Source organism: Desulfobaccales bacterium (assembly GCA_041648175.1).
In the GTDB taxonomy this organism is placed as follows: Bacteria; Desulfobacterota; Desulfobaccia; order Desulfobaccales; family 0-14-0-80-60-11; genus 0-14-0-80-60-11.
The window spans coordinates 1-22002 of the sequence record JBAZPO010000029.1 but is presented as its reverse complement, the minus strand read 5'-3'; the positions used below and the strand labels follow the sequence as shown (position 1 = coordinate 22002).

The following is a 22002-nucleotide window of genomic DNA, read 5'->3' as shown; positions in this document are numbered from 1 at the left end:
GCTCATACAGGTAATTTTGTTTTTGTAGGGGCGGACCTATGTGTCCGCCCTCATGGTGGCCGCACATGCAGGTACGATCCTACAAAACCGAAGCTATTTTTACTTCTATGGACGCAACTTGGTATCATACGGCAGGCGGCCCCGAAGGCCAGACCTAGAAACCTTTTCAGGCTGTCAAGGGCGTGAAAGGAGCAATTTATCAATTCGACTAAAAAACGGGGCGCACCAAGTCCCATGGCCATCAGGCCCGAATGCTATGCTTGTCTTAAGCGGCTGGTGGGCCTTGCCGTGAATTTGGCCAGCCCGGACCCCGAGGTTAAGCGGCGGGCCGGGCAGGCCGCCCGCCAGGTTCTTGACCAGGAGTTTGGACCGGAGGCCATTCCCGCGGCCATCGCCAATCGGATGCTTAACCTCATCCAGCAGGTTTCCGGGAACGCCGATCCCTTTGCGGCCCGGAAAACCGCGGCCACCGCGTTGGCGGCCCGGATGCACCAGCAACTGGCTCCGGCTTACCGCGACGGCCTGGAAGCTTTGCTCGGCCTGGCTGCGGTGGGTAACGCCTTTGATTTTTTCCGGGACGAAGCGGAAGTGGCTCATGAGATGCAAGCCCCGGTGCACTTCGGTATCTCCCACCTGCCGGACTTTAACCAAGCCCTTGCCGGTCCTCCCGGCCTCCTCCTTTACCTGGCGGATAACGCCGGGGAGCAGTTCTTCGACCGGCCCCTGGTGAACTGGCTGCGGCGTCAGGGATGGCAGGTGCTCTATGTGGTAAAGGGTGGACCCATCCAGAACGATCTTACCCGGCAGGACCTGGAGGACTCCGGTCTGACCTCGGCGCTAGAGCCGGTGGTGGATACCGGCGCCCGCACCGTGGGGCTTAATCTTAAAGAGGTCAGCCCCGAATTTCAAAAACTTTATGACGCGGCCCGGATCATCCTGGCCAAGGGCATGGGGCATTTTGAAACCATGAGCCACCTAAATGACCCTCGCCTCTGGTTCCTGCTGCAAGCCAAATGCGCCCCGGTAGCCCGGTCCTTAGGGGTGGCACAAAACACCTTTGTCTTCGCCCGAAGCCCGGCGATTTCCCTTGACACGGACGCCAAACCGGAATAAATAGAAGACACTTATAGGTCCTATCGGTTAAAAGGGAAGACGGTGCAAAACCGTCGCGGTCCCGCCGCTGTAATTGGGGACGAAACCGGCTGAGAGCCACTGGGAGTGAGAGCTCCCGGGAAGGCGCCGGGAGTAGGACGATCCAAGAGCCAGAAGACCTGCCTGTAAGCTGGACGGAGGGGTGCGCGACACGCCCGGCCGCCGACTTGAGGACCAAGTAAAACGGGTGCAATCCTCAATTCCCTCCTTAGGGAATTGGGGATTTTGTTTTGGAGGTGGCGCGTCGGGGCAGGGTAACCCCGCCCCTATGCAGGCACCCGGCAGGTTTCAGACCTTTATCCGAGGGTGACCTTACCCTCTTCTTATCCTGGCGCCCTGGCGGCCCTGGTCCTGGGTTCGGTGTCTGGCAACCACCTCCCCGGATTCAGGGTCGCCAGGATTTTTATGGGGGTCACAGGGGAGCCCCTTGCAAAAGTCTCGTTGAGGTCGATATCTTATCTGGGCGTTTATAAATTCCTCGGTGGCACAGGCGTCTCGCCTGTGCGAATCGAAGTCCCCCTTTGAAAAAGGGGGATTTAGATTAGGGGGATTTGGATTTTCATGGTAAAACCCGCGGCCTCGGCATTTTTGCAAGAGGCTCATGGTATAGTGTTTTCTACAAAAAAAGTTGAACTTGTATATTTTTTATGATTCCATGTAGACAAGCAATGATGGTTTGTATGACTCATACCGAGTTGCGCTCATACAGGTAATTATAGTTTTTGTAGGGGCGGACCTATGTGTCCGCCCTCAGAGTGGTCGCACATGCAAGTGTGCCTCTACAAAACCGAAGCTATTTTTACTTCTATGAGCGCAACTTGGTATCAATGATCAGAGCCCAAATTTAGGGCAGCGGCAGGCAGGCGCCCGCATGATCCCGGTTTGAACACTCATCCTTCGGGCACAGGGGGAGCGCCAGGCTCTATCCCGGGAGGTTTACGATGAAAAAACGCATTGCCGTCAATCTGGAAGAACAAACGGTGCAAGCCTTCGAAGATGACAATCAGGTTTACGATTTCATCTGCGTATCAGGGGATGACGACCATCCCACCGATAAAGGGGTTTTTAATATCTTTCGCAAACAGCACCCCTACCGCAGCAAAACCTATAATGTCGATATGGATTACGCCATGTTCTTCACGGAAGATGGCAAAGCCCTGCATCAGTACCATGGCCCTGTGCCACTTGAAGTGGTGCGCGCCATGAAGCAGGGGGTGTCCGAGTGGTTTGGCTCGCATGGGTGTGTCCGCTTGGAAGAAGAGGCTGCCCGCACCCTCTACGAATGGGCCCCCCTCGGCACTAAAGTGACGGTAAAATAACTTGTTCTTATGACGCGGTTCGCACGATATGTTATCGTCGCAGCTCTGCTGGGGCTGTTTGGAGCAAGTTCGCACAGTGTCGGGGCCCAAACTCTTTCGCCGGGGGCGGAAGTTTTCGCGGTCGATCCGGCAAAGGTTATCGAAGTCACCTACCGATCATCAAAGATGATGCTGATCGCGCATCGTTGGCAGACTCGGGACAGATTCACCCTTATAATCCTGGACAAGCAGAACCGCAAACCGGTTACTTGTCTCGCCGGCCCGGGTTTCGACGTTGTCCTTAATCAATTGACGTCCTTGAAACTGCGGCGAGCCTTGAACGCCAAGGAAGCTAAGGAACTTCTGCAGAAAAATCCGGTAAGTTTGTGGACCGAAGTGGTGGTTCGAGACTATACGGCCGTGGAGCCCTTCCGGGCTCTCCTTATGCCGGTCCCAGATGTACCCAATGAAGCCTTTGTCCATTTCAACGGCGTCACCTATGTTGTGGACTTTGCCGACCAGGTATCTCAACTCATCTCAAGCGGGTGCAAGTTATTGGCCGCGCCCTCACCGCACCAGGAATGATGCCGCCTCAAGCCGCGTCCGAGAATTCCGCGGCTCGCATGGTTTGAGATTTTTGTCTGTGCGCCAACACCCACACCGGACTGAAATCGCCGGCTGGCATTTGCCAACGGTCATAAAATGATTAGAATAGCACTGGTGAAGATGGGGGTTCGTGTGCGCCAATCCTTAAAAAATATAGCGTTTGCCAAAAGTTTTTTCCATAATTAGGAGATACTTTAACACCCCAAATCACCCCTAACCCCCCTTTGGTAAAGGGGTGAACTATAAGGAATTACTTATAAAGTCCCCCTTTGAAAAAGGGGGATTTAGGGGGATTTAAAAATCAGCCAGCGGCATAAATTTATGGCAAACGCTAGAATCAGGAGATACTGATGCCGGAAATCCAGGTAAAAGGAATGAGTTGCGCCCACTGCGTCGCGGCCATGACCAAGGCTATGGGAAGTTTGGCGGGGGTGAGCAATGTTAAGGTGGACCTGGCCAGCGGCCGGGTGAGCTATGACCGCGTCGCGCCGATCCCCAAAGAAGACCTGGATCGAGTGGTGAAGGCGGCCGGGTTTGAATTGGTGACCGCCTAAACATCGCCCCGAAACGAAAGATTGTTTCACCCTGCCAGTTCGGCCCGCCAGAAGATGTGGTGCACCGGGCGCAAGGTCCCGCGCTCTCCCGCCGCCTGCTTCAGGGCCTGGGCAAACTCCGGGGCCGGCACGGCATGGTGCCGGCTGACGATCTTGAACCCCAGGTAGACCAGGGGAAACGGGAGGTTCGTTTCCCGGGCGAAGGCATGCAGATCGTGAATAGAAGCCTCCCGCCGCAGCTCATAGACCCAGGCCTGCCCCCCAGGCGCCAGGACCCGCCGCAGTTCCTGAAGCCCGGCCACGGGGCAGGGCCAGATGTGGAAACTGAAGGTCGCAACAATGTGGTCAAAGACCCTGCCCTGAAAAGGCAAGAGACAGGCATCCGCCACTACCCAGCGAACCGGCGCCCGAGGGGCCGGGGCGGTTGGCCAGGGCTCAACCCGGCGGATCATGTCGTAGGAAAAATCCAGACCGCAAATTTCCAGGTCCGGCCGCACCAGGGCCAGATATCCCGGCAGATAGCCGGGGCCGGTGCCTACATCTAAAAGGCGGCTCCCCCTGGGCAAGGCCTCGACCAGATCGCCGCCAAAAAGCCGGTAGATCAGGCGCATCAGGGAACCTCGCGCCATGCGGGCGTAAAGCCAGGGCGGGGGTTCCAGGTGCTCACCGCGCCTTAAGGCATTCCAGATCATCGCTATCCTTTCCCTAAATGAGGCCGCTTCCCAAGGCCGCAGCAATGGCCAGGAGCATGACGGCCACCAGGATCTGCACCAGGCGCAGAGTCACTTTCGGTATAAGGCGATTGCCGAGCCAGGCCCCGGCAAAGGCGGCCAGGATTGCGGCAGCCAAGAGAATGCGTTCGCCTCCCAGGTGCAGCCCCCGCAGGGTTAAGCCGTACATGACGATCCGGGGAATATCCACCATGAGGGAGATCACCACTCCGGTGGCGATGAAGCTTTCTTTGCTCAGACCCGCCTTAAGGAGAAAGACGCTGCGCAACGCCCCCTGATGTCCCGAGAGCCCACCGAAAAATCCGCTCAACACGCCGCCCAGAGGAAGATACCGGGGCGGCAGGGAGAACCGCGGCAAAAAGGACGCCAGTTCCACCAGGGCGAAGACCACCATCAGCACCGCCACCACCAGTTTCACCGGCATGATGTGGGCTTCTCGGCCCCACATCTGGTAAGTGAGCAGCGGTGCTAGGTCCGACAGGTACAAGAGCACCCAAGCCCCCACGAGGGCGCTGAGGATAGCGGGGATACCGAACTTGAACACTGTCGGCCGGTCCGCGTAGCGGCCTAAGAGCCAGCACTTGAAGAGATTGTTCAGGGCGTGGACCACCGCGGTTAAGGCGATGGCCAGGTCGATGGGAAAAAACAGGACCATGACCGGCAGCAGCAAAGTACCCAGCCCGAACCCGGAGAACAGGGTCAAACCGGAGGCCAGGAAGGCCGAAGCGCAAATGACCAAGTATTTCACCGGCATGACCTAAACCACGCAAACTTCGTTAAGCCCATCTGAGTAATAACAAGAAGAGCACAAATGCAACCAAGCTCGCGAGCGCGCGGATCCGATGCAAATTCCCCCATCGGCTTAGAAGTTCCACTGCAAGGGGGGAATTCTTGTCCAGGGATGGATTATTGAGCTCGTTATTTATGGGCAACATCAGGATGATGGTAAAGGGAAAAAGCGACCCCATAATGATCCCGCCGATGAGCCACCAGACGCCGGCGCCGGTCAACCAAGCGGCGCTGCCGCCGAAAAACCCTAAAAATGCCAGCAAAGGCTGCATGATCTTGGCGCGCTTATAGCTGGCGGCAAACTCGGGTACTCCCAGTGCCGGGCCGCATTCCAACCTCGCCGGATGTTCGACGAAATAAATATAAAACGCCGCGCCGGTAAATATCCCTGAAGACAAAGCCGCCAATAATTCCAATATGACCCTCATAAATTCCTCATCCTGACTTTCTCGCTGAAGTTAATGGCTGACAGCTTGATTGCCTTACCTAAAATGACACGCGACCCAGTGGTCCGACGCGGTCTCCCGGAAGTCGGGAACCGTCTCTTTACAGATCGGGAACTGGGCCTCGGGGCAGCGGGGGTGGAAGGGGCAGCCCGATGGGACATTCACCGGGCTGGGCGGCTCGCCCTTGAGGGCCGGGGGGTTGAAGGTGCGCTCCGGGGTGGGCCGGGGCACCGCGGCGAGGAGCGCCTCGGTGTAGGGGTGCAGTCGGGCTGCGGCCATGACCTCCCGGGAGGCCATCTCCATCAAGCGGCCCACATACATCACCGCCACCCGGTTGCTGATCTGGGAGATGACGCTCAAGTCGTGGGAGATGAAGAGATACGTGAGGCCGTGGCGCTGCTGCAACTCGGCCAGGAGATTGAGAATTTGGGCCTGGATAGAAACGTCTAGGGCGGATACGGGCTCATCGGCCACGATGAGCCGAGGCTTCAAGGCCAAAGCCCGGGCGATCCCCAGGCGCTGGCGCTGGCCGCCGCTAAATTCGTGGGGATAGCGGTCTAAAACCTCTTCGGTCAGCCCGACTTCCCGCAACAGCTCTGCCACCCAGGCCCGGCGTTCCCGGCGAGTCCCCAGGTTATGAATGATGTAAGGCTCTTCAAGTATCTGGCCCACGGTCATGCGGGGGTTAAGGGACGAATAGGGGTCCTGAAAGATAATCTGGATCTCGCGGCGCAATTCCTTAAGGCGCTTATGGGAAACCCGGGCCAGGTCTTCCCCCGCGAAGACGATGCTGCCACTGGTGGGGGGCAGCAACGCCAGGGCCAGGCGGCCCAGAGTGGACTTGCCGCAGCCGGATTCCCCCACCAGCCCCAGGGTTTCGCCGGCAAAGAGGCTCAGGCTGACGCGGTCCACTGCCTTGAGGAGCGGGCCTTTGCCCCAGGTACCGGCCAGGCGGAAATAGCGGCACAGCTCGTGGGCTTCCAGCAGTTCAGGCATAGCGTCCTTCTTGGTGTATAAAGCGAAGCACCCCCTTTAGAAGAGGAGGGAGTGAAATGACTGAATTTCGCATCTTACGAAAAATTCCAACACCGCACCACGTGCCCGGGGTTTACTTCGACCCAAGGCGGTTCTGCCTGACAGCGCCCATGGGCCAGGGGGCAGCGGTCCCGGAAGAGGCAGCCGGACGGCGGCTTAGCGGGCAAGTGGCCCTGAATGGGCGAAAGGATTTCCCCGGCGGGCTGGCGGAAATCCAAGCGAGGCACGGAATTCAGGAGCCCCCGGGTGTAGGGATGGTCCGGGTGGCCGAAGAGTTCCGCAGTTGGGGCCTGTTCCACGATAAGACCCGCATACATCACCGCTACCCGGTCAGCGGTCTGGGCCACGATCCCCAGGTTGTGGGTGATGAACAGCACCGCCAGCCCCAACTCCGCCTTGAGCTTGGCCAGCAAGGCGAGTATTTGGGCCTGAATGGTCACGTCCAGGGCCGTGGTGGGTTCATCGGCGATGAGGAGTTCCGGGTCGCAGGCTAAAGCCATGGCCATGAGCGCCCGCTGCCGCAAGCCTCCCGAGAGTTGATGCGGATATTGGCCCAGACGGGCTTTCGCATCGGGGAAGCCCACCCGGGCCAGGGCGGCACCTGCTTCCCGCCAGGCCGTCTGATGGGATAAACCCCGGTGCAGGCGCAGCGCCTCGGCCACCTGCTCGCCCACGGTCAAGACCGGGTTCAGCGCGGTCATGGGTTCCTGGAAGACCATGGCAATGCGGTTGCCCCGAATCTGGCGCATCCGGCTGTCGGGGCAGGTTGCCAGATTTTCACCCTGAAAACGAATCTGCCCGGTCACCTCAGCGCTGGGTGTGGGGAGGAGCCGCAGAATGGACATCGCGGTGACGGTTTTGCCGCAACCCGATTCCCCCACCAGGCCCAGGGTTTCACCATTGGCCAGGTCAAAACTCACCCCAGCCACGGCCCTGATTATGCCTCGCTCCGTGTTGAATTGGACGGTGAGGTCACGCACCTCAAGCAAGGGAGATGCGTCTGTCCGGCGCGCCAGGTTATCGGTCAGGGAAGCCAATATTCACCTTACTCTTGGGCCAGGGCGGCATCATCCACGGGCAGTTGGATGATAAAGGTGGTTCCCCCGCCGGGGGTGCTAGCCACGGAGATGGTGCCGCCGTGCTCCTGGATAATGCTCTGGCAGATGGCCAATCCAAGGCCCGTCCCCTTTTCCTTGGTGGTGAAGTAAGGCTGAAAAATATTCTCGGCTACTTCCGCAGTCATGCCCTCGCCGGTGTCGGCGATGCTGATTTCGGCTTTGGTGTCCTGGACTCGGCTGGTGATGGTAATTTCACCCCCCTGGGGCATGGCCTCCAGCGCGTTCTTCAAAAGATTCAGGAACACCTGACGCACCTGTCTGGGGTCGAAGGGCAGCGATGGCAACGGCGTTTCTTCAACCTGATGCACCGTGATGTGATGTTCCTCAAAGGTATCGTGAAACAGGTCCAGGGCTTCGCGCAAGATGTCCATGATCTGGCCTGACTGCTTCTGGGCCGAGGGGCGGCGGACAAAATCCCGCATTTCCGCCACCATCTCCTCCAGATGGCTCACTTCTTCGGCGATCATGGACAGTTTGCGGTTGGACTTATCGTCCAGGTTCGGGGTTTTGAGAAGCTGCCGGGCGAACCCCCCGATAATAAGCAGTGGATTTTTGATTTCGTGGGCTATATGAGTCACGGTATTGCCCACCGCGGCCAGGCGTTCCGACTGGAGCACCCGTTCCTCCATCTCCTTGTATTCGGTAATGTCCCGAATGATGCCGGTGAAATAGAGGTTATCGCGAATCTCGGCTACGGAAAAAGAGATGCTCATGGGGAATTCATGCCCATCCCGGCGCAGGGCGGTAAGGCGCACGTGTTTGCCGATCATCCGGGCCTCCCGGGTGGCCACATAACGCCGCACGTAGGCCCGGTGCTCCGCCTTATAAGGCGGCGGAATCACGAGGGTCAAGTCCTGGCCCAGGGCTTCGGCCCGGGTGTAGCCGAACATCAGTTCCGCGCCGCGATTGAAACCGACGATCACGTGTTCTTCATTGATGGTGATAATGGCGTCAGTAGCGCTGTTGATGATGCCGGAGTTGATTTCCTGTTTCTGGCGCAATTCGTGGAGTTGGCAGACCAGCCCTTTTAGGAAAGGCACCGCGGGACCGGTAATGAGATTATCCAGTTTGTCCGGCGCAAAATCGTCGAGCCCGTTGGTCAAAAACTGGGCGTCCAGGATGAGATCAAACTGGTCCGGATGCAACTCAGCCAAGCGGTTTACCGGCAGGCCGGCCACGACCTCGGGGTTGCTGCCATAGAGGACCACATCCACCGGGGGGTAACCTTCCAGAGAGAAGGGCAGGCTGACCGGGTTGCAGAGAAAATCCTGGCCGTTTATGACAATGGCGATGCGGATGGGTTGGACAGGGGTAGTCATCGAAATCGCCTATCCTCGGGTTCGGTAAGGCGCTGGGGAAGTTCGTCCGCGTCAACCGTTAAGGGGAGTTGGATAGTAAAGGTGGAGCCCCGGCCCGGCGTACTATCGGCGAAAATGCTGCCGCCGTGCTCCTGGATGATACTCTGGCAGATGGCCAGTCCCAGCCCGGTACTCGTTTCCTTGGTGGTGAAGTAAGGCTGAAAAATACTGTCTACCACTTCGGGAGGCATGCCATCGCCGGTGTCGGCGATACTGATTTCCACCATGGCGCCCCGCACCCGGCTGGCAATGGTGATCTCGCCGCCTTGAGGCATGGCCTCCTGGGCATTCTTGAGCAGATTGAGCAGAACCTGATGCAACTGCTTGGGGTCAAAGGACGCGGCCGGAAGCGGCGTTTCCACCACCTGGCGCACTTGAATATTATGCTCCCGAAAAGAGTCCTGGAACTTCTCCAGGGCCTGGGCAATTGCCGCGGCAATCTCTCCCTGGCGCTTCTGGGCCGGTGGCCGCCTGACAAAATCCCGCATGGCCGCCACCATCTCCTCCAGATGCACCACCTCTTCGGCGATGGTGGACAGTTGGTGGCGGGAGGTGTCGTCAAATTCCGGGACTCTGAGAAGCTGCCGGGCAAACCCCCCGATGATGAGCAGCGGGTTCTTGATTTCGTGGGCAATATGGGCCACGGTATTGCCTACCGCAGCCAGACGCTCGGTCTGGAGCACCCGGTCTTCCAGAGCTTCATACTCGGTAATATCCCGCATGATAGCGGTAAAATAGAGGCTATCATGGATTTCGACCACGGAAAAGGAAATGCTCAAGGGGAACTCTCGTCCATCCCGCCGAAAGGCGTTAAGACGCCTTTGCCGGCCGAGCACGTGGGCTTCCCGGGTGGCCAGATAGCGCTTAAGATAGCCCCGGTGTAAGTTTTTGTAGGGCGGAGGCACAATCAATAGCAGATCCTGCCCCAGGGCTTCTTCCCGGGTATAGCCGAACATCTCCTCCGCGGCATGATTGTAACCCACAATGATGTGGTCCTCGTTGATGGTGACCATGGCGTCGGTGGCGCTGTTGATGATGCCGGAGTTGATTTCCTGCTTTTGACGCAACTCCTGAAGATGGCAGACCAGTCTTTGCAGGAAGTCTGCCGGGGGACCGGAAACAAAGTTATCCGTTTGATCGGGAGAAAAATCGTGCCTCCCGGCCATAAGCAACTGGCCGTCCAAGATGAGATCGAACTGTTCCGGATGCAATTCCGGCAGGAGTTTCACCTCCAAACCCGGCTGGATTTGGGGTTTGGCGGCATATAAGACCAGTTCCACCGGCGGGTAGCCTTCCAGGGAGAACGGCACGGTGACTGTGTGACAGAGGAATTCCTGACCGTTCAGGACAATGGCGATACGGATGGGCTTGGGTGGGGTGGCCATGGGGATAAGCAGTCAGCTATCAGCTTTCAGCGATCAGCCTTTATTTACTGTCATACATCAAGAATACTCCTGAGAGGAAGTCCAGGGCTGTTTTAGAAATAAGATGACATAAAAAACAGCTTCAGCCCCACTTTGCTGATAGGGGCCAGGGGGATTTTTATATAGCGTTTGCCAAAAGTTTTTTCCTTAATAGGAGATACTTTAACACCCCAAATCCCCCTAACCCCATTTGGTAAAGGGGAGAACTATAAGGAATTACTTATAAAGTCCCCCTTTGAAAAAGGGGGATTTAGGGGGATTTAAAAATCAGCCAGCGGCATAAATTTATGGCAAGCGCTATAAGCGCTTGAAATCCTCCTAAGTTTCCCTTTTCCAAAGAGGGGCTTCGCCAGGCCTTAGGCCCCGCGTCCGCCTCTAAAAGCTGACCGCTTCTTCTCAGCCTTCAAAGCGTTTGAATACTAAGGCCGCGTTGGTGCCCCCGAATCCAAAGGAATTGGACAAGGCATAGCGGATATCCGCCTTCCGGGCCGTGCCCCTGATGAAATCCAGGCCGGCACAGGCCGGGTCCAAGTCGTCCAGGTTGATGGTGGGTGGCGCTATCCCGTTCTTGATGGCCAAGGCGCAGAAAATGCCCTCCACCGCGCCGGCCGCGCCCAGCAGATGGCCGGTCATGGACTTGGTCGCGCTCACCTTGAGGCTGGGGGCCAAGTCGCCGAAAATTTCTTTTAAAGCCTGAGACTCGTTGCGGTCGCCCACCGGGGTAGCCGTGGCGTGCGGGTTGACGTAATCAATGTCTTCGGGCTTAACGCCGGCATCTTTCATGGCCAGAGTGATGCAGCGCCTGGCCCCTTCCTTATCCGGATCGGTAATGTGATGGGCATCGCCAGTCATGCCGAACCCGACGATCTCGGCATAGATATCGGCGTTACGGGCCAGGGCGTGCTCCAGTTCCTCCAACACCAGGATACCGGCGCCTTCTGACATGACAAAACCACAGCGATTGATATCAAAAGGACGACTGGCGGCTTCGGGGCGATCATTATAACCAACGGCCAAAGCACCCATGCGATAAAAGGCCGTGAGCGTCAAAATAGTCACTGCGGCTTCGGTGCCCCCGGCAGCCATAAGGTCCGCGTCCCCCAATTGGACGGAACGGTAGGCCAAACCGATGGCATGAGCCCCGGCAGCACAGGCGGTGGATAGCGCAATATTGGGTCCCTTGGCCTTGAACCGGATGGAGACGTTGCCCGCCGCCAGATTGGGAATCATTTTGGGCACCAGGAAAGGCGAAACCCGGCGCACGCCTTCGGCCAGAAGTTTCTGAACCCCTTCCTCCCAGGAACTGACCCCGCCCATGCCGCTGGCAATGATCACTCCGGCCCGTTCCGGGTCCTCATCAGCCTCCAGGTTGAGGCCCGAGTCCTTAATCGCTTCCATACTGGCAGCCAGGGCAAACTGGGTAAACCGGTCAGTATACTTGATTTGCTTCAAATCCTCTTTGGTGACTTCATCTTTGCGGGCCTGCAAAATTTCTTTCAAATCAAAATCATGCATCACCCCGCCGATGATAGGAAAATCTTCAGGAATGCGATAGCGCTCAATAATTTCGGGATTAAAACGGCTTAGCCTGGACACCCCCGATTTCCCGGCCAGCAGTCGACTCCACACGGTGGGCGTATCCATACCCATGGACGTCACCATCCCGACGCCCGTAATCACCACCCGTCTAAATCCCATGTTTTTTCTTAATGACATGTATTAAAACCTCTCCCGCGGCCAATGAGAATATACCCACCACGCCCAAATGTGCAAAGGCCATCCCCTAGAGGGGGCCAAATACACAATTACGTTGACGATATTGCCATTGTAAATTACCCGTGTTACTATTGCAACGGGTTTCAAGCCCAACCGGGACCGGCGGAACCGGATGCGACGTTCTCGCAGCCCATCACCCGGTGTGACCGGTAACTTATAAGCTGACGCCAACCTGATGCTGTGCCGGGTAGAGTCATATTCCGGGTTTCGACTGCACGAACGCCCCCGGCGTTTTACCTGGGGCCGGACCTGGCTGGAAATTGACCAGATCATGGAGCAGTGGGTGACGCAGGCCTCGCTCTGCTTCAAGGTAAAGGTGGGCGACCGCATTTATCGCCTGGAATACCACCAGGCCAGAGATGCCTGGGAAGTAGAGTTGATCAGGTCCAAATGATGCTTTCCGTTGAGCCGGGAATTTTTCGATTTACAATCACACAACTATTAGGGTAGAATTTAGCATTTTGGGAAGGTCCGCGATTTTCCCGAGGCATTCCTGATACGCCTTGCCGATTAGTCTATTACCCTAAAAAGGATTTTATATGAAATGTCAGGTTAATCCGCGCTACATGGAACAATTATATTCGTTTTATTCACCCTTCTACGATTATGTCTTCGGTAAAATCCTGGGCCCCGGCCGCCGGCAAGCTTTCAAGTACGTGCCCAGAACCCCTCACCAGAAGGTCTTGGAGATTGGCGTAGGTCCTGGCAACACCCTGGAATTCTACCCTCCCAAAACCCGGTTTGTGGGGATAGACATTTCCCATGCCATGATCGCCCAGGCCCGGAAAAAAGCTGCCCATCTCAACAGCGGCAGCCGATTTGACTTACACGTCATGGACGCCTCCCGTCTGGACTTTCCCGATAACCATTTCGACCTCGTCATGGCCGCGTATGTCATCACCACCGTCCAAGATCCTCACAAAGTCTGCCGGGAGATCCACCGGGTGGTCAAGCCCGGCGGTCAGATCATCGCGGTTAATCACACCAGGTCCCAAAACGGCAGCCTGTGGGGCCGCGTCGAAGACGTGATGGCCCCGGTTTTTGTCCGCGTCGGTTTCACCACCGATCTGGATGTCATCCGGGTTATGAAAGACGTGGGCATTGCCGTTCAAAAGACCGTACCGTGCAATCTGCTCAATACCGGCCGAATCATTATGGGCACCAAACGTTAAACAGACTCGAAGACCCTCTTTTGCGGGCCTTTTCCGGCGGCCTGCCCTGGCTCTGGATGAGGTTTCGCATATCTTTATAGTTATCTACTAAGGGGCTGGCTGCCTCCGGCCTCAGGAGAACACCATGAAAATTGATAAGAGTTCCTTTGTGACCATCGAATATCTGATCAACCTCGGGGAGGAAGAGACTTATCCCCCCGATGGAAAGCCGGAAGAAATTTCTTTCTGTATGGGCGGGGGAGCGATGCCTCCGGGCCTGGAGGAAGCCTTGATCGGCATGGAAGAAAGTGAAGGCAAAATAATTAACCTTTCTGCCGAGGAGGCCTACGGCGAATTTGACGACGAACTGCTTATGGAAGTCCCTCGCTCCGACTTCGCTCCGGAGGTGGAGGTAAAGCCGGGTCTGGTATTCGAGACCGAAAACGAAGACGGCCAACCGGTATTCTTTATTATTCAGGAAGTGCGGCCCGAAACCGTGCTCATCGACTTTAACCATCCCCTGGCGGGCAAAGACCTGGAAGTTTCCTTTACCATCCGCGAGGTGCGGGAGGCGACCCCTGAGGATCTCAAAGAGCATGAAGCCTGCACCTGCTCGGAATGTCAGGAAGGAGGCTCTCACCAGCATTAGGGGAGATGATTGATGACCTTCCCCTGGGCACGCCATTATGACCCGGGAGTGCCCCTGACGGTGGGGCCCGTCACAACCTCCTTGCCGTTCCTCTTACTGCACGCGGCAGAGCGATCTCCCCAAGCCCCGGCCCTGGTCTTTTTCGGCCGGACCTTCACCTATGGCGAACTGAACACGCTCACCGCCCGCCTGGCCCACGCCCTCATGAACCTGGGTCTGGCCAAAGGGGCGCGTGTCGGTATTTTCCTGCCCAATACCCCGCAACTGGTCATCGCCTACCATGCCGTCCTGCGACTGGGCGCGGTGGCGGTGATGCTCAATCCCCTCCTCAGCGCCAAGGAATTGGGACACCAACTTGCCGACTCGGGCGCCAAGTGGCTGATAGTGCTGGACCATTTTCTCCCGAAACTTCAGGAGATTAAGGAGCAGGTAGATCTGACCCAAACCATCATTACCAGCCTGACGGATAGCCTCCCCTGGCTCCTTTCGTGGCTCTATCCTTTCAAAGCCCGGAGAGACGGCCTGGCCCTGGGATTTGAGCCCGCGCCGGAGCGCTCCTCCTGGCGGCAGTTGCTGAAACATCCCCCTTTGACCGATACAACCCTGCCGGAACCCGGGGACCTGGCGGTCCTGCAATATACCGGCGGCACCACCGGCACCCCCAAGGCCGCCATGCTGACGCACGGCAATCTCATGGCCAATGTGGCCCAGATCAGCGCCTGGCTGTCCCGGGTGCGGTACAATGAAGAGCGCGTCATGGGCCTCTTGCCATTTTCCCACTCCTTCGGGCTCACCGCCTGTCTCAACTGGCCCATGTCCCAGGGAGCCACGATTATCGTGCTGCCCCGCTTTGAGATCAACAGTTTCATAAAGGCCATGCAAAAATACCGGCCCACCATGCTGCCCGGGGTCCCCACCCTGTTTGTGGCTCTGATCAACGACCCCCGTCTGCCCAAGCTTGACTTATCCGCCTTGTGGGCCTGTATCAGCGGCTCGGCCCCCCTGCCCCTGGAAGTCCGGGACCGCTTCGAGGCCTTGAGCGGCTGCACCATGATGGAGGGCTATGGCCTGACCGAAGCCGCACCCATCACCCATCTTAATCCCGTCCAGGGCAAAAGGCCGCCCGGCAGCATGGGCTTGCCCCTGCCCAGCACCCTGGCGAAGATCATGGACCCGGAAACCGGCAACCGGGAGATGCCGCCCGGCGAAGAAGGGGAACTGGTCATCTTTGGCCCCCAGGTCATGGATGGCTATTGGCACAACCCCCAGGAGACGGCCATGGTCCTCAAGGACGGCTGGCTTTACACCGGGGATCTGGCCCGCATGGATGAGGACGGCTATTTTTATATCGTAGAACGCAAAAAGGATTTGATCATCGCCGGAGGCTACAAAATCTACCCCCGGGAAGTGGAAGAGGTGCTCTATCAGCACCCCGGCGTCAAGGAGGCCGCAGCTTTCGGAGTGCCCGATGCTTACCGGGGGGAAACCGTGAAAGTGGTCATCGTGGCCAAAGATGGGGCGCGGCTGACCAAGGCTGACATCGAGGCCCATTGCCGCCGGTTGCTTGCGGTCTACAAGGTGCCCAAGATCATCGAATTTCGCACCGAGTTGCCCAAGAGCCTGGTGGGCAAGGTGCTGCGCCGCGTGCTCAAGGAGGAAGGGGCCGGCGCCGGCCGGGAATCTTCCCCTTAATTTTTCTATGAGCTTACGACGCATTCTCCGCTACCAATGGCTGAAATTCCTCCGCCTCCAGGAAGACCCGCGCAAAATTGCCTGGGGCATGGCCCTGGGGGTATTCATCGGTGTCACCCCCACCATCCCCTTCCATCTGGTGGCCACCCTGTCTCTGGCCGCGCTCTTCCGGGTCTCCCCGGTTACCGCCATAATCGGCCTCCAGGCCGGCAACCCTTTGACCATCGCGCCCATCTACATCACCGCTTATAAGGTAGGTCAATTCCTGCTGTATCGCGGCAAGCCCTTGGTCTTTCCGGAGACTTTCAGTTTTAAAGCGTGGCTCTGCGTCCTCTGGCAGGGGGGCCTGGCCCTGCAAGTGGGCGGCATCATCATCGCCATTCCTCCGGCCATCGTGGCCTATTTTCTGACTCTGTGGATCGTGCGGCGCTATCAACGGCGCAAAGCCCAAAGGGCTCTCGATGTCTTCAACCTCTCCCAAAAGCCTCCTGCTGCGTCTGGGCCAGAAGCCTAAGAAGGCCCTGGGGCAACACTTTCTGCTCCATCCGCACCAGGCCCGGCGCATTGTCGCGGCCCTGGATCTGGAGGGTCAGGACACGGTGTTGGAGATCGGCGCGGGGTTAGGGGCGCTTACCACCTTCCTGGCCCAGGCCGCCCACCGGGTCATCGCCCTGGAACGGGACCCCGACCTGGCCAGATTTCTTCAAGAAGACTTGTTTCACGAGGTTCCCGAGGTCGAAATCGTCTGCCAGGATGTGTTGGAATTCGACTTTAAAGAAGCCAGCCAGGCCGCGGGCCGGCCCCTGGTCGTGGTGGGCAACCTGCCCTATCAAATCACTTCTCCTCTGCTGTTCAGGCTGATTGAGCATATCACGGCCATCAGCCGGGCCGTTCTCATGATGCAACTGGAAGTGGGGGCGCGCCTCACCGCGCTGCCCGGCACCAAGGATTACGGGATTCTCTCCGTTTTGGGGCAGTATTATTTTCGGGTAACGCGGCTCTTTTCGCTCTCACCGGGCAATTTTTATCCGCCGCCCCAGGTGGATTCGGTGGTGGTGCGGCTGCTGCCGGAGGCGCCCAATCCTCAAGCGCATGACGAGACCTTGTTGCACCAACTGGTTAAAGCCGCGTTCGGCCATCGCCGCAAAACCTTGAACAACACCCTGGCAGCCCATGCCGAAACCTTCGGCCTTACCTCAGAGGCGATGCGCCCCCTTCTGGCCGATCTGGGCATCGACCTGAAGCGCCGGGGCGAAACCTTGAGCGTGGCGGAATTTGTGGAAATCAGCAATAAGGTGACGAATACCCAGTGGCGCTCATAAAGGTAATTATAGTTTTTGTAGGGGCGGACCTATGTGTCCGCCCTTGTTACACTCGCACATATAGATACGACCTATAAAACCGGAGCTATTCTTACTTCTATGACAGCAACTTGGTATAATACCCAGTGGCGCTCATAAAGGTAAATTTAAACGAGCCATACAAGCTTAACAATCATGAACCGAAAGTGTTCTCACTCCCAGGGATGAAAAACCCCTCTGCTCCCTTTGCAAAGGGGGGTTTATAGCATTTGCCAAAAGTTTTTTCCTCTAGTTCTCCTCTCCCCTTGTGGGAGAGGGTAGGGTGAGGGGTTAATAAGAGAAAACTTTTGAGCCTCTTGCAAATATCTCCCCGCCTGTCATTCTGAGGGAGCGAAGCGACCGAAGAATCTCATAAGTGGGTGAAAATACGAGATCCTTCGCTTCGCTCAGGATGACAAAACGGCTTTTTGCAAGAACCTCAATCATGAACCGAAAGTGTTCTCACTCTCAGGGATGAAAAACTCTCTGCTCCCTTTGCAAAGGGGGGTTTAATACCAATTCGCCTTCAAATGGTGGCACAGGCGTCTCGCCTGTGCAGGCATAGGCCAGAGCCTCCGCCTGTTAAAATTTGCCCTTTGAACGCAACTCGGTATAAAGTCCCCCTTTGGAAAAGGGGGATTTAGGCAGCAGTGTCCGGTTAGAAAATTGCATGAGGTTGTTCTGCCCCCCTCACCCCAGCCCTCTCCCCCCGAAGCGGGTGGAGAGGGGGTAGGAGATGTAGCCGTTTTAGTAACCATAAGGCATTAAATCGGTTCCACTTTTTCCCCTCTCCCCGATGGGGGAGAGGGTTAGGGTGAGGGGGAAGTAATCTTCTCGGAGCCGGAAGTGCGCAGCGAATTTTTGAGCTGTTGGACTACGCCCAACGAACTTCCTCATTTGCAAAAACCAAACCGACACTGCTGGGATTTAGGGGAACTTGGATTTTCATGGTAAAGTCTGCGGCTACTAAATTACCTATTTGAACGCATTTCCTTATATAGCGTTTGCCAAAAGTTTTTCCGTAATAGGAGATACTTTAACACCCCAAATCCCCCCTAACCCCCCCCTTGGTAAAGTGGGGAACTATAAGGAATTACTTATAAAGTACCCCTTTGAAAAAGGGGGATTTAGGGGGATTTAAAAATCAGCCAGCGGCATAAATTTATGGCAAACGCTATAAGCAACAGATTTTGCCAAAAAAATCGCCATCACCGTGAATGTGCAGCCTGGGCTGCGCTTGCAGGAGCATCCTTATGCAAAAAATCCGGCTGGGAATCAGCGCCTGCTTGCTGGGCCGGCAGGTCAGGTTCGACGGCGGCCACCAGTTAGACCGCTTCATCACCGGTACCCTGGGCCACTATGTGGAATTTATCCCTGTCTGTCCCGAAATGGAGTGTGGCCTGGGAGTGCCCCGGGAAGCCATGCGCCTGGTGGGCGAACCCTCTGCCCCCCGCCTCGTGACCGTCCGCACCAAGATCGATCACACGGAACGTCTGGTAAAATGGGCCGAAAACCGGGTGCGGGAACTGGCCCAGGAAGATTTGTGCGGCTTCATTTTTAAGAGCAAATCCCCCAGCAGCGGCATGGAGCGGGTCAAGGTCTATAATGAGCCGGCCCGGGGCGCACCGGTGACCACGGGAGTAGGGCTGTTTGCCCGGATATTCATGGAGCGCTTCCCACTCCTGCCGGTGGAAGACGAAGGCCGCCTGCATGATCCCGGGCTCCGGGAAAACTTCATCGAACGCATTTTCGTATTCCAGCGCTGGCGGGAACTCCTGGCCGCGTCACCCGGCCGCGGCGGCCTGGTAGCCTTCCATACCCGGCACAAACTGCTTATCCTGGCCCACAGTGCCGAGCATTACCGGGAGCTGGGCAAACTGGTGGCGCAGGCCAAAGAGCTGCCGGCGCCGGAACTCTATGAGCGCTATCAGTCCCGGCTCATGGAGGCGCTGCGCCTGAAAGCCACCCCCAAGAAAAACACCAACGTCTTGCATCATCTGATGGGGTATTTCAAGCAGGATCTGTCGGCTGAGGAAAAGCAGGAATTACTTGAGATTATCGATAATTATCATCAAGGCTACGTGCCTCTGGTGGTGCCCGTCACCTTGATCAATCATTATGTCCGCAAATATCATCAGCCTTACCTGCAAGAGCAGTCTTACCTCCACCCCCATCCGGTGGAATTGCAGCTTCGCAACCATGTGTGAGGGTTTGCCGGGGCTGCGGCTTGCAGTGAAAGCCAAAAAGTTATTCGATGTTAGGCAATGCGTTATAGCGCTTGCCAAAAGTTTTTTCCTCTAATTTTCCTCTCCCCTTGTGGGAGAGGGTAGGGTGAGGGGGTAGGGCGGGAAAGCGTAGCGCATCCCGCCTTCTGCTTTTCTATCTGCTCTATCACTTGAGTACTTCAAAAGGACAACGTGGTGTTGATTTGAAGCCGTGATCAATCCTTCCTCGCCATATTTTAGGGTAGTGGCGCACAACCCTGCTCCTGCCCGCATGAAAAGCGTGTCATCTTTCTCAGCGCTGCTGGTTGCCCTCCCGGTTCCGCGTTTATGCTGTCACCATGCCTTGCCGGGATAGAAGTGGGACATTTAAGATCAAGTTGTGGACTATTGCCAGCCTCCAGCCGTCCCCCCTGTACCGTGTCCCGGCACAAGGATGCCGGTGCCCCATTAATCCGTTGATATTACTGGCTAAGTCTTGCGAAAGCCGAATATTTACCTCGGGACAGGGTCGGCACAACCCTGGTACAACCTTGGCACAACGTCGACCGGAACACGCATGCACGCGGGTTCAGGCCGGGTATATGGCGAGGGCACCTCGGCAATGTCCCGGCACATGTGCCGGGGTTGCCCCCAAAAACGGCCCGCGCCCGGCCATTTTCAGCGATTTTTTGGGCAGTTTAGGGTGATTTTATAGCGAATGGCAAAAGTTTTTTCCGTAATTAGGAGATACTTTAACACCCAAAATCCCCCCTAACTCCCCTTTGGTAAATGAGGGAACTATAAGGAATTACCTATAAAGTCCCCCTTTGAAAAAGGGGGATTTAGGGGGATTTAAAAATCAGCCAGCGGCATAAATTTATGGCAAACGCTATAAGCCATGAAAACACCGTTTTTTTGGCCCTCGTTCCCCAACTCCAGCTTGGGAACGCCATTTTCCGCCCAGGTCAGCTTGGGCGCCTCCCTTACCAAAGGTCCCATGGGGGGGGAGAGGGAGGCATTATTCCATGAACCCAAAACCGCTTCTGGTCACCGGCGCCACCGGCTACGTGGGCGGCCGCCTGGTCCCCCGGCTCCTTTCGGCGGGGTGCCGGGTCCGAGCCTTAGGACGTTCTCTGGACAAATTGCGCAGTCGGCCCTGGGGCAACCATCCCCTCATCGAGCTGGCCCAGGGAGACGTCATGGACGCAGTATCGCTGCGCCAGGCAACCCGAGGCTGCTGGGCGGCCTTTTACCTGGTGCACTCCATGACTGCGGCAGCCCGGGACTTCCCGGAAGCCGACCGCCAGGCTGCCCAAAATATGGTCCGGGCTGCGGCAGAGGCTGGCCTTGACCGCATCATCTATTTAGGCGGCCTGGGGGGCGAGGACGACCCCCACTTAAGCGAGCATCTGCGTTCCCGCCATGAAGTGGCCCGGATTCTGCAATCGGGGGCCGTTCCCAGCACGATTCTGCGTGCCGCCATGATCCTGGGGTCCGGTGGCGCGGCCTTTGAAATATTGCGTTACCTGGTGGACCGCCTGCCGGTGATGATCACTCCCCGATGGGTGCACACCCCGGTCCAGCCCATTGCCATCCGCAATGTTCTCACCTATCTGATTGGCTGCTTGGTACGCGACGAGACCAGGGGGCAGACGTTTGACATCGGGGGACCGGAAGTGGTGACCTACCGGCAACTGATGGATATCTATGCCGAAGAAGCCCACCTCCACCGGCGCCTGGTCATTCCGGTGCCGGTTCTCACTCCCCGGCTCAGTTCCTACTGGATTCACTTGGTGACCCCCATTCCTGCCTCCCTGGCCCAGCCCTTGGCCGCAGGCCTGGCCAATCCGGTGGTCTGCCAGGATAATCGCATCCGGGACCTCATCCCCCAGGAGTTGCTCAGTTGCCGTCAGACCATCCGGCTGGCCCTGCAAAGGATCGCCCAGCAACGGGTGGAAACCTGCTGGAGCGACGCCGGCTCCCTGGCTCCTCCGGAATGGGTCTCCTGCGGCGACGCCGGCTACGCCGGGGGCACCGTGCTCAGCCTGGGCTACCGGGTGCTTCTTGCGGCCACCCCTGAAGAGGTTTGGCAGGTTGTCACCCAGATCGGCGGACAGACGGGCTGGTACTACGGCGACTCCTTGTGGGCCATTCGGGGCGGGGTGGACCGTCTCCTGGGAGGCTCGGGACTGCGGCGCGGCCGCCGCCACCCCACCGAACTCCAGGTGGGCGACGCCCTGGATTTTTTCCGGGTGTTGGAAATCGACCCTAACCGGCGCTTGCTGCTGCTGGCCGAAATGAAGCTGCCGGGCGAGGCCACCTTGGAATTCCGCCTCTCCCCCATACCCGACGGCAGCACCGAACTTACCCAGACCGCGCGCTTCCTGCCCCGGGGCCTTGCGGGCATCGCCTACTGGTACGCGCTCGACCCTTTCCACAAGAACCTCTATCCGGGCATGCTCCGGGCCATCGCCGCGGCCACCGGCAAACCCATGACCGCCGGTCCGGAACGGGTTGGCGGAAAATAAGCTTGGGGGAAGAGGCGAGGGGCGGACAGCCCCTCCCCCTTCCCCCAAACCCCCATCCCCAACCCCTTATACCAAGTTGCGCTCATACAGGTAATTTTGTTTTTGTAGGGGCGGACCTATGTGTCCGCCCTCATGGTGGCCGCACATGCAG

20 protein-coding genes and 1 riboswitch are annotated in these 22002 nt (G+C 57.5%); of the genes, 12 read left to right on the top strand and 8 right to left on the bottom strand.

The features are described 5' to 3' along the window. The first annotated feature begins 234 nt into the window (after positions 1 to 234). The 4 genes from WC600_17670 (at position 235) to WC600_17655 (ending at position 3610) form a co-directional block, all read left to right on the top strand. Complete coding sequence (locus WC600_17670; protein ID MFA4904567.1) at positions 235 to 1113, top strand: ARMT1-like domain-containing protein; 879 nt, start codon at positions 235 to 237, stop codon at positions 1111 to 1113. Further along, positions 1112 to 1294, top strand: a riboswitch (cobalamin riboswitch). (Overlaps the previous gene by 2 nt.) Before the next feature lie 799 nt (positions 1295 to 2093). Further along, complete coding sequence (locus WC600_17665) at positions 2094 to 2471, top strand: L,D-transpeptidase (GenBank protein MFA4904566.1); 378 nt, start codon at positions 2094 to 2096, stop codon at positions 2469 to 2471. A 9-nt stretch (positions 2472 to 2480) separates the two neighbouring features. After that, entirely contained in the window at positions 2481 to 3035 is a 555-nt protein-coding gene (locus WC600_17660) for a hypothetical protein (GenBank protein ID MFA4904565.1), read from the top strand. 371 nt (positions 3036 to 3406) lie between these two features. Continuing rightward, positions 3407 to 3610: a cation transporter gene (locus WC600_17655; GenBank protein ID MFA4904564.1), complete on the top strand. Its 204-nt coding sequence runs from the start codon at positions 3407 to 3409 to the stop codon at positions 3608 to 3610. Positions 3611 to 3636: 26 nt separating this feature from the next. Here WC600_17655 and WC600_17650 read toward each other — a convergent pair whose 3' ends face one another. The 8 genes from WC600_17650 to fabF all read right to left on the bottom strand — a co-directional run bounded on the left by WC600_17650 (position 3637) and on the right by fabF (position 12209). After that, positions 3637 to 4302, bottom strand: coding sequence for a class I SAM-dependent methyltransferase (locus WC600_17650; GenBank protein ID MFA4904563.1), 666 nt, complete (start codon positions 4300 to 4302; stop codon positions 3637 to 3639). A 13-nt stretch (positions 4303 to 4315) separates the two neighbouring features. After that, positions 4316 to 5095: a sulfite exporter TauE/SafE family protein gene (locus WC600_17645; protein ID MFA4904562.1), complete on the bottom strand. Its 780-nt coding sequence runs from the start codon at positions 5093 to 5095 to the stop codon at positions 4316 to 4318. Positions 5096 to 5117: 22 nt separating this feature from the next. Beyond that, positions 5118 to 5558, bottom strand: coding sequence for a DUF1772 domain-containing protein (locus WC600_17640; GenBank protein MFA4904561.1), 441 nt, complete (start codon positions 5556 to 5558; stop codon positions 5118 to 5120). A 54-nt stretch (positions 5559 to 5612) separates the two neighbouring features. Beyond that, on the bottom strand, positions 5613 to 6572 hold the full coding sequence (locus WC600_17635; protein ID MFA4904560.1) for an oligopeptide/dipeptide ABC transporter ATP-binding protein: 960 nt from the start codon (positions 6570 to 6572) through the stop codon (positions 5613 to 5615). A gap of 74 nt (positions 6573 to 6646) precedes the next feature. After that, positions 6647 to 7648, bottom strand: coding sequence for an ABC transporter ATP-binding protein (locus WC600_17630; protein MFA4904559.1), 1002 nt, complete (start codon positions 7646 to 7648; stop codon positions 6647 to 6649). Between the two features lie 8 nt (positions 7649 to 7656). Next, positions 7657 to 9048, bottom strand: coding sequence for an ATP-binding protein (locus WC600_17625; GenBank protein MFA4904558.1), 1392 nt, complete (start codon positions 9046 to 9048; stop codon positions 7657 to 7659). After that, positions 9045 to 10472, bottom strand: a complete 1428-nt coding sequence (locus WC600_17620; GenBank protein ID MFA4904557.1) for an ATP-binding protein — start codon at positions 10470 to 10472, stop codon at positions 9045 to 9047. Before WC600_17620 ends, WC600_17625 begins: the two co-directional genes overlap by 4 nt. A gap of 435 nt (positions 10473 to 10907) precedes the next feature. Then, entirely contained in the window at positions 10908 to 12209 is a 1302-nt protein-coding gene (gene fabF / locus WC600_17615; protein MFA4904556.1) for a beta-ketoacyl-ACP synthase II, read from the bottom strand. 253 nt (positions 12210 to 12462) lie between these two features. On the opposite strand from fabF, the gene WC600_17610 reads away from it, so the two are divergent. The 8 genes from WC600_17610 to WC600_17575 all read left to right on the top strand — a co-directional run bounded on the left by WC600_17610 (position 12463) and on the right by WC600_17575 (position 21851). Then, positions 12463 to 12681 carry a hypothetical protein gene (locus tag WC600_17610; GenBank protein ID MFA4904555.1) on the top strand — a complete coding sequence of 73 codons (219 nt, stop codon included), beginning with the start codon at positions 12463 to 12465 and terminating at the stop codon, positions 12679 to 12681. Between the two features lie 145 nt (positions 12682 to 12826). Next, positions 12827 to 13459, top strand: a complete 633-nt coding sequence (locus WC600_17605; protein ID MFA4904554.1) for a class I SAM-dependent methyltransferase — start codon at positions 12827 to 12829, stop codon at positions 13457 to 13459. A gap of 124 nt (positions 13460 to 13583) precedes the next feature. After that, positions 13584 to 14087 (top strand): FKBP-type peptidyl-prolyl cis-trans isomerase, encoded by a 504-nt coding sequence (locus tag WC600_17600; protein ID MFA4904553.1) that lies wholly within the window; start codon positions 13584 to 13586, stop codon positions 14085 to 14087. Positions 14088 to 14099: 12 nt separating this feature from the next. Next, a complete protein-coding gene (locus tag WC600_17595) occupies positions 14100 to 15779 on the top strand; it encodes a long-chain fatty acid--CoA ligase (protein MFA4904552.1) in 1680 nt (559 codons plus the stop codon). A 7-nt stretch (positions 15780 to 15786) separates the two neighbouring features. After that, positions 15787 to 16293 carry a DUF2062 domain-containing protein gene (locus WC600_17590; GenBank protein MFA4904551.1) on the top strand — a complete coding sequence of 169 codons (507 nt, stop codon included), beginning with the start codon at positions 15787 to 15789 and terminating at the stop codon, positions 16291 to 16293. Beyond that, on the top strand, positions 16241 to 17101 hold the full coding sequence (rsmA, locus tag WC600_17585; GenBank protein MFA4904550.1) for a 16S rRNA (adenine(1518)-N(6)/adenine(1519)-N(6))-dimethyltransferase RsmA: 861 nt from the start codon (positions 16241 to 16243) through the stop codon (positions 17099 to 17101). The genes WC600_17590 and rsmA overlap by 53 nt, the downstream gene beginning before the upstream one ends. A gap of 1271 nt (positions 17102 to 18372) precedes the next feature. Continuing rightward, on the top strand, positions 18373 to 19326 hold the full coding sequence (locus tag WC600_17580) for a DUF523 and DUF1722 domain-containing protein (protein MFA4904549.1): 954 nt from the start codon (positions 18373 to 18375) through the stop codon (positions 19324 to 19326). A 1022-nt stretch (positions 19327 to 20348) separates the two neighbouring features. Then, positions 20349 to 21851: an SDR family oxidoreductase gene (locus WC600_17575; protein MFA4904548.1), complete on the top strand. Its 1503-nt coding sequence runs from the start codon at positions 20349 to 20351 to the stop codon at positions 21849 to 21851. Positions 21852 to 22002: the final 151 nt, after the last annotated feature.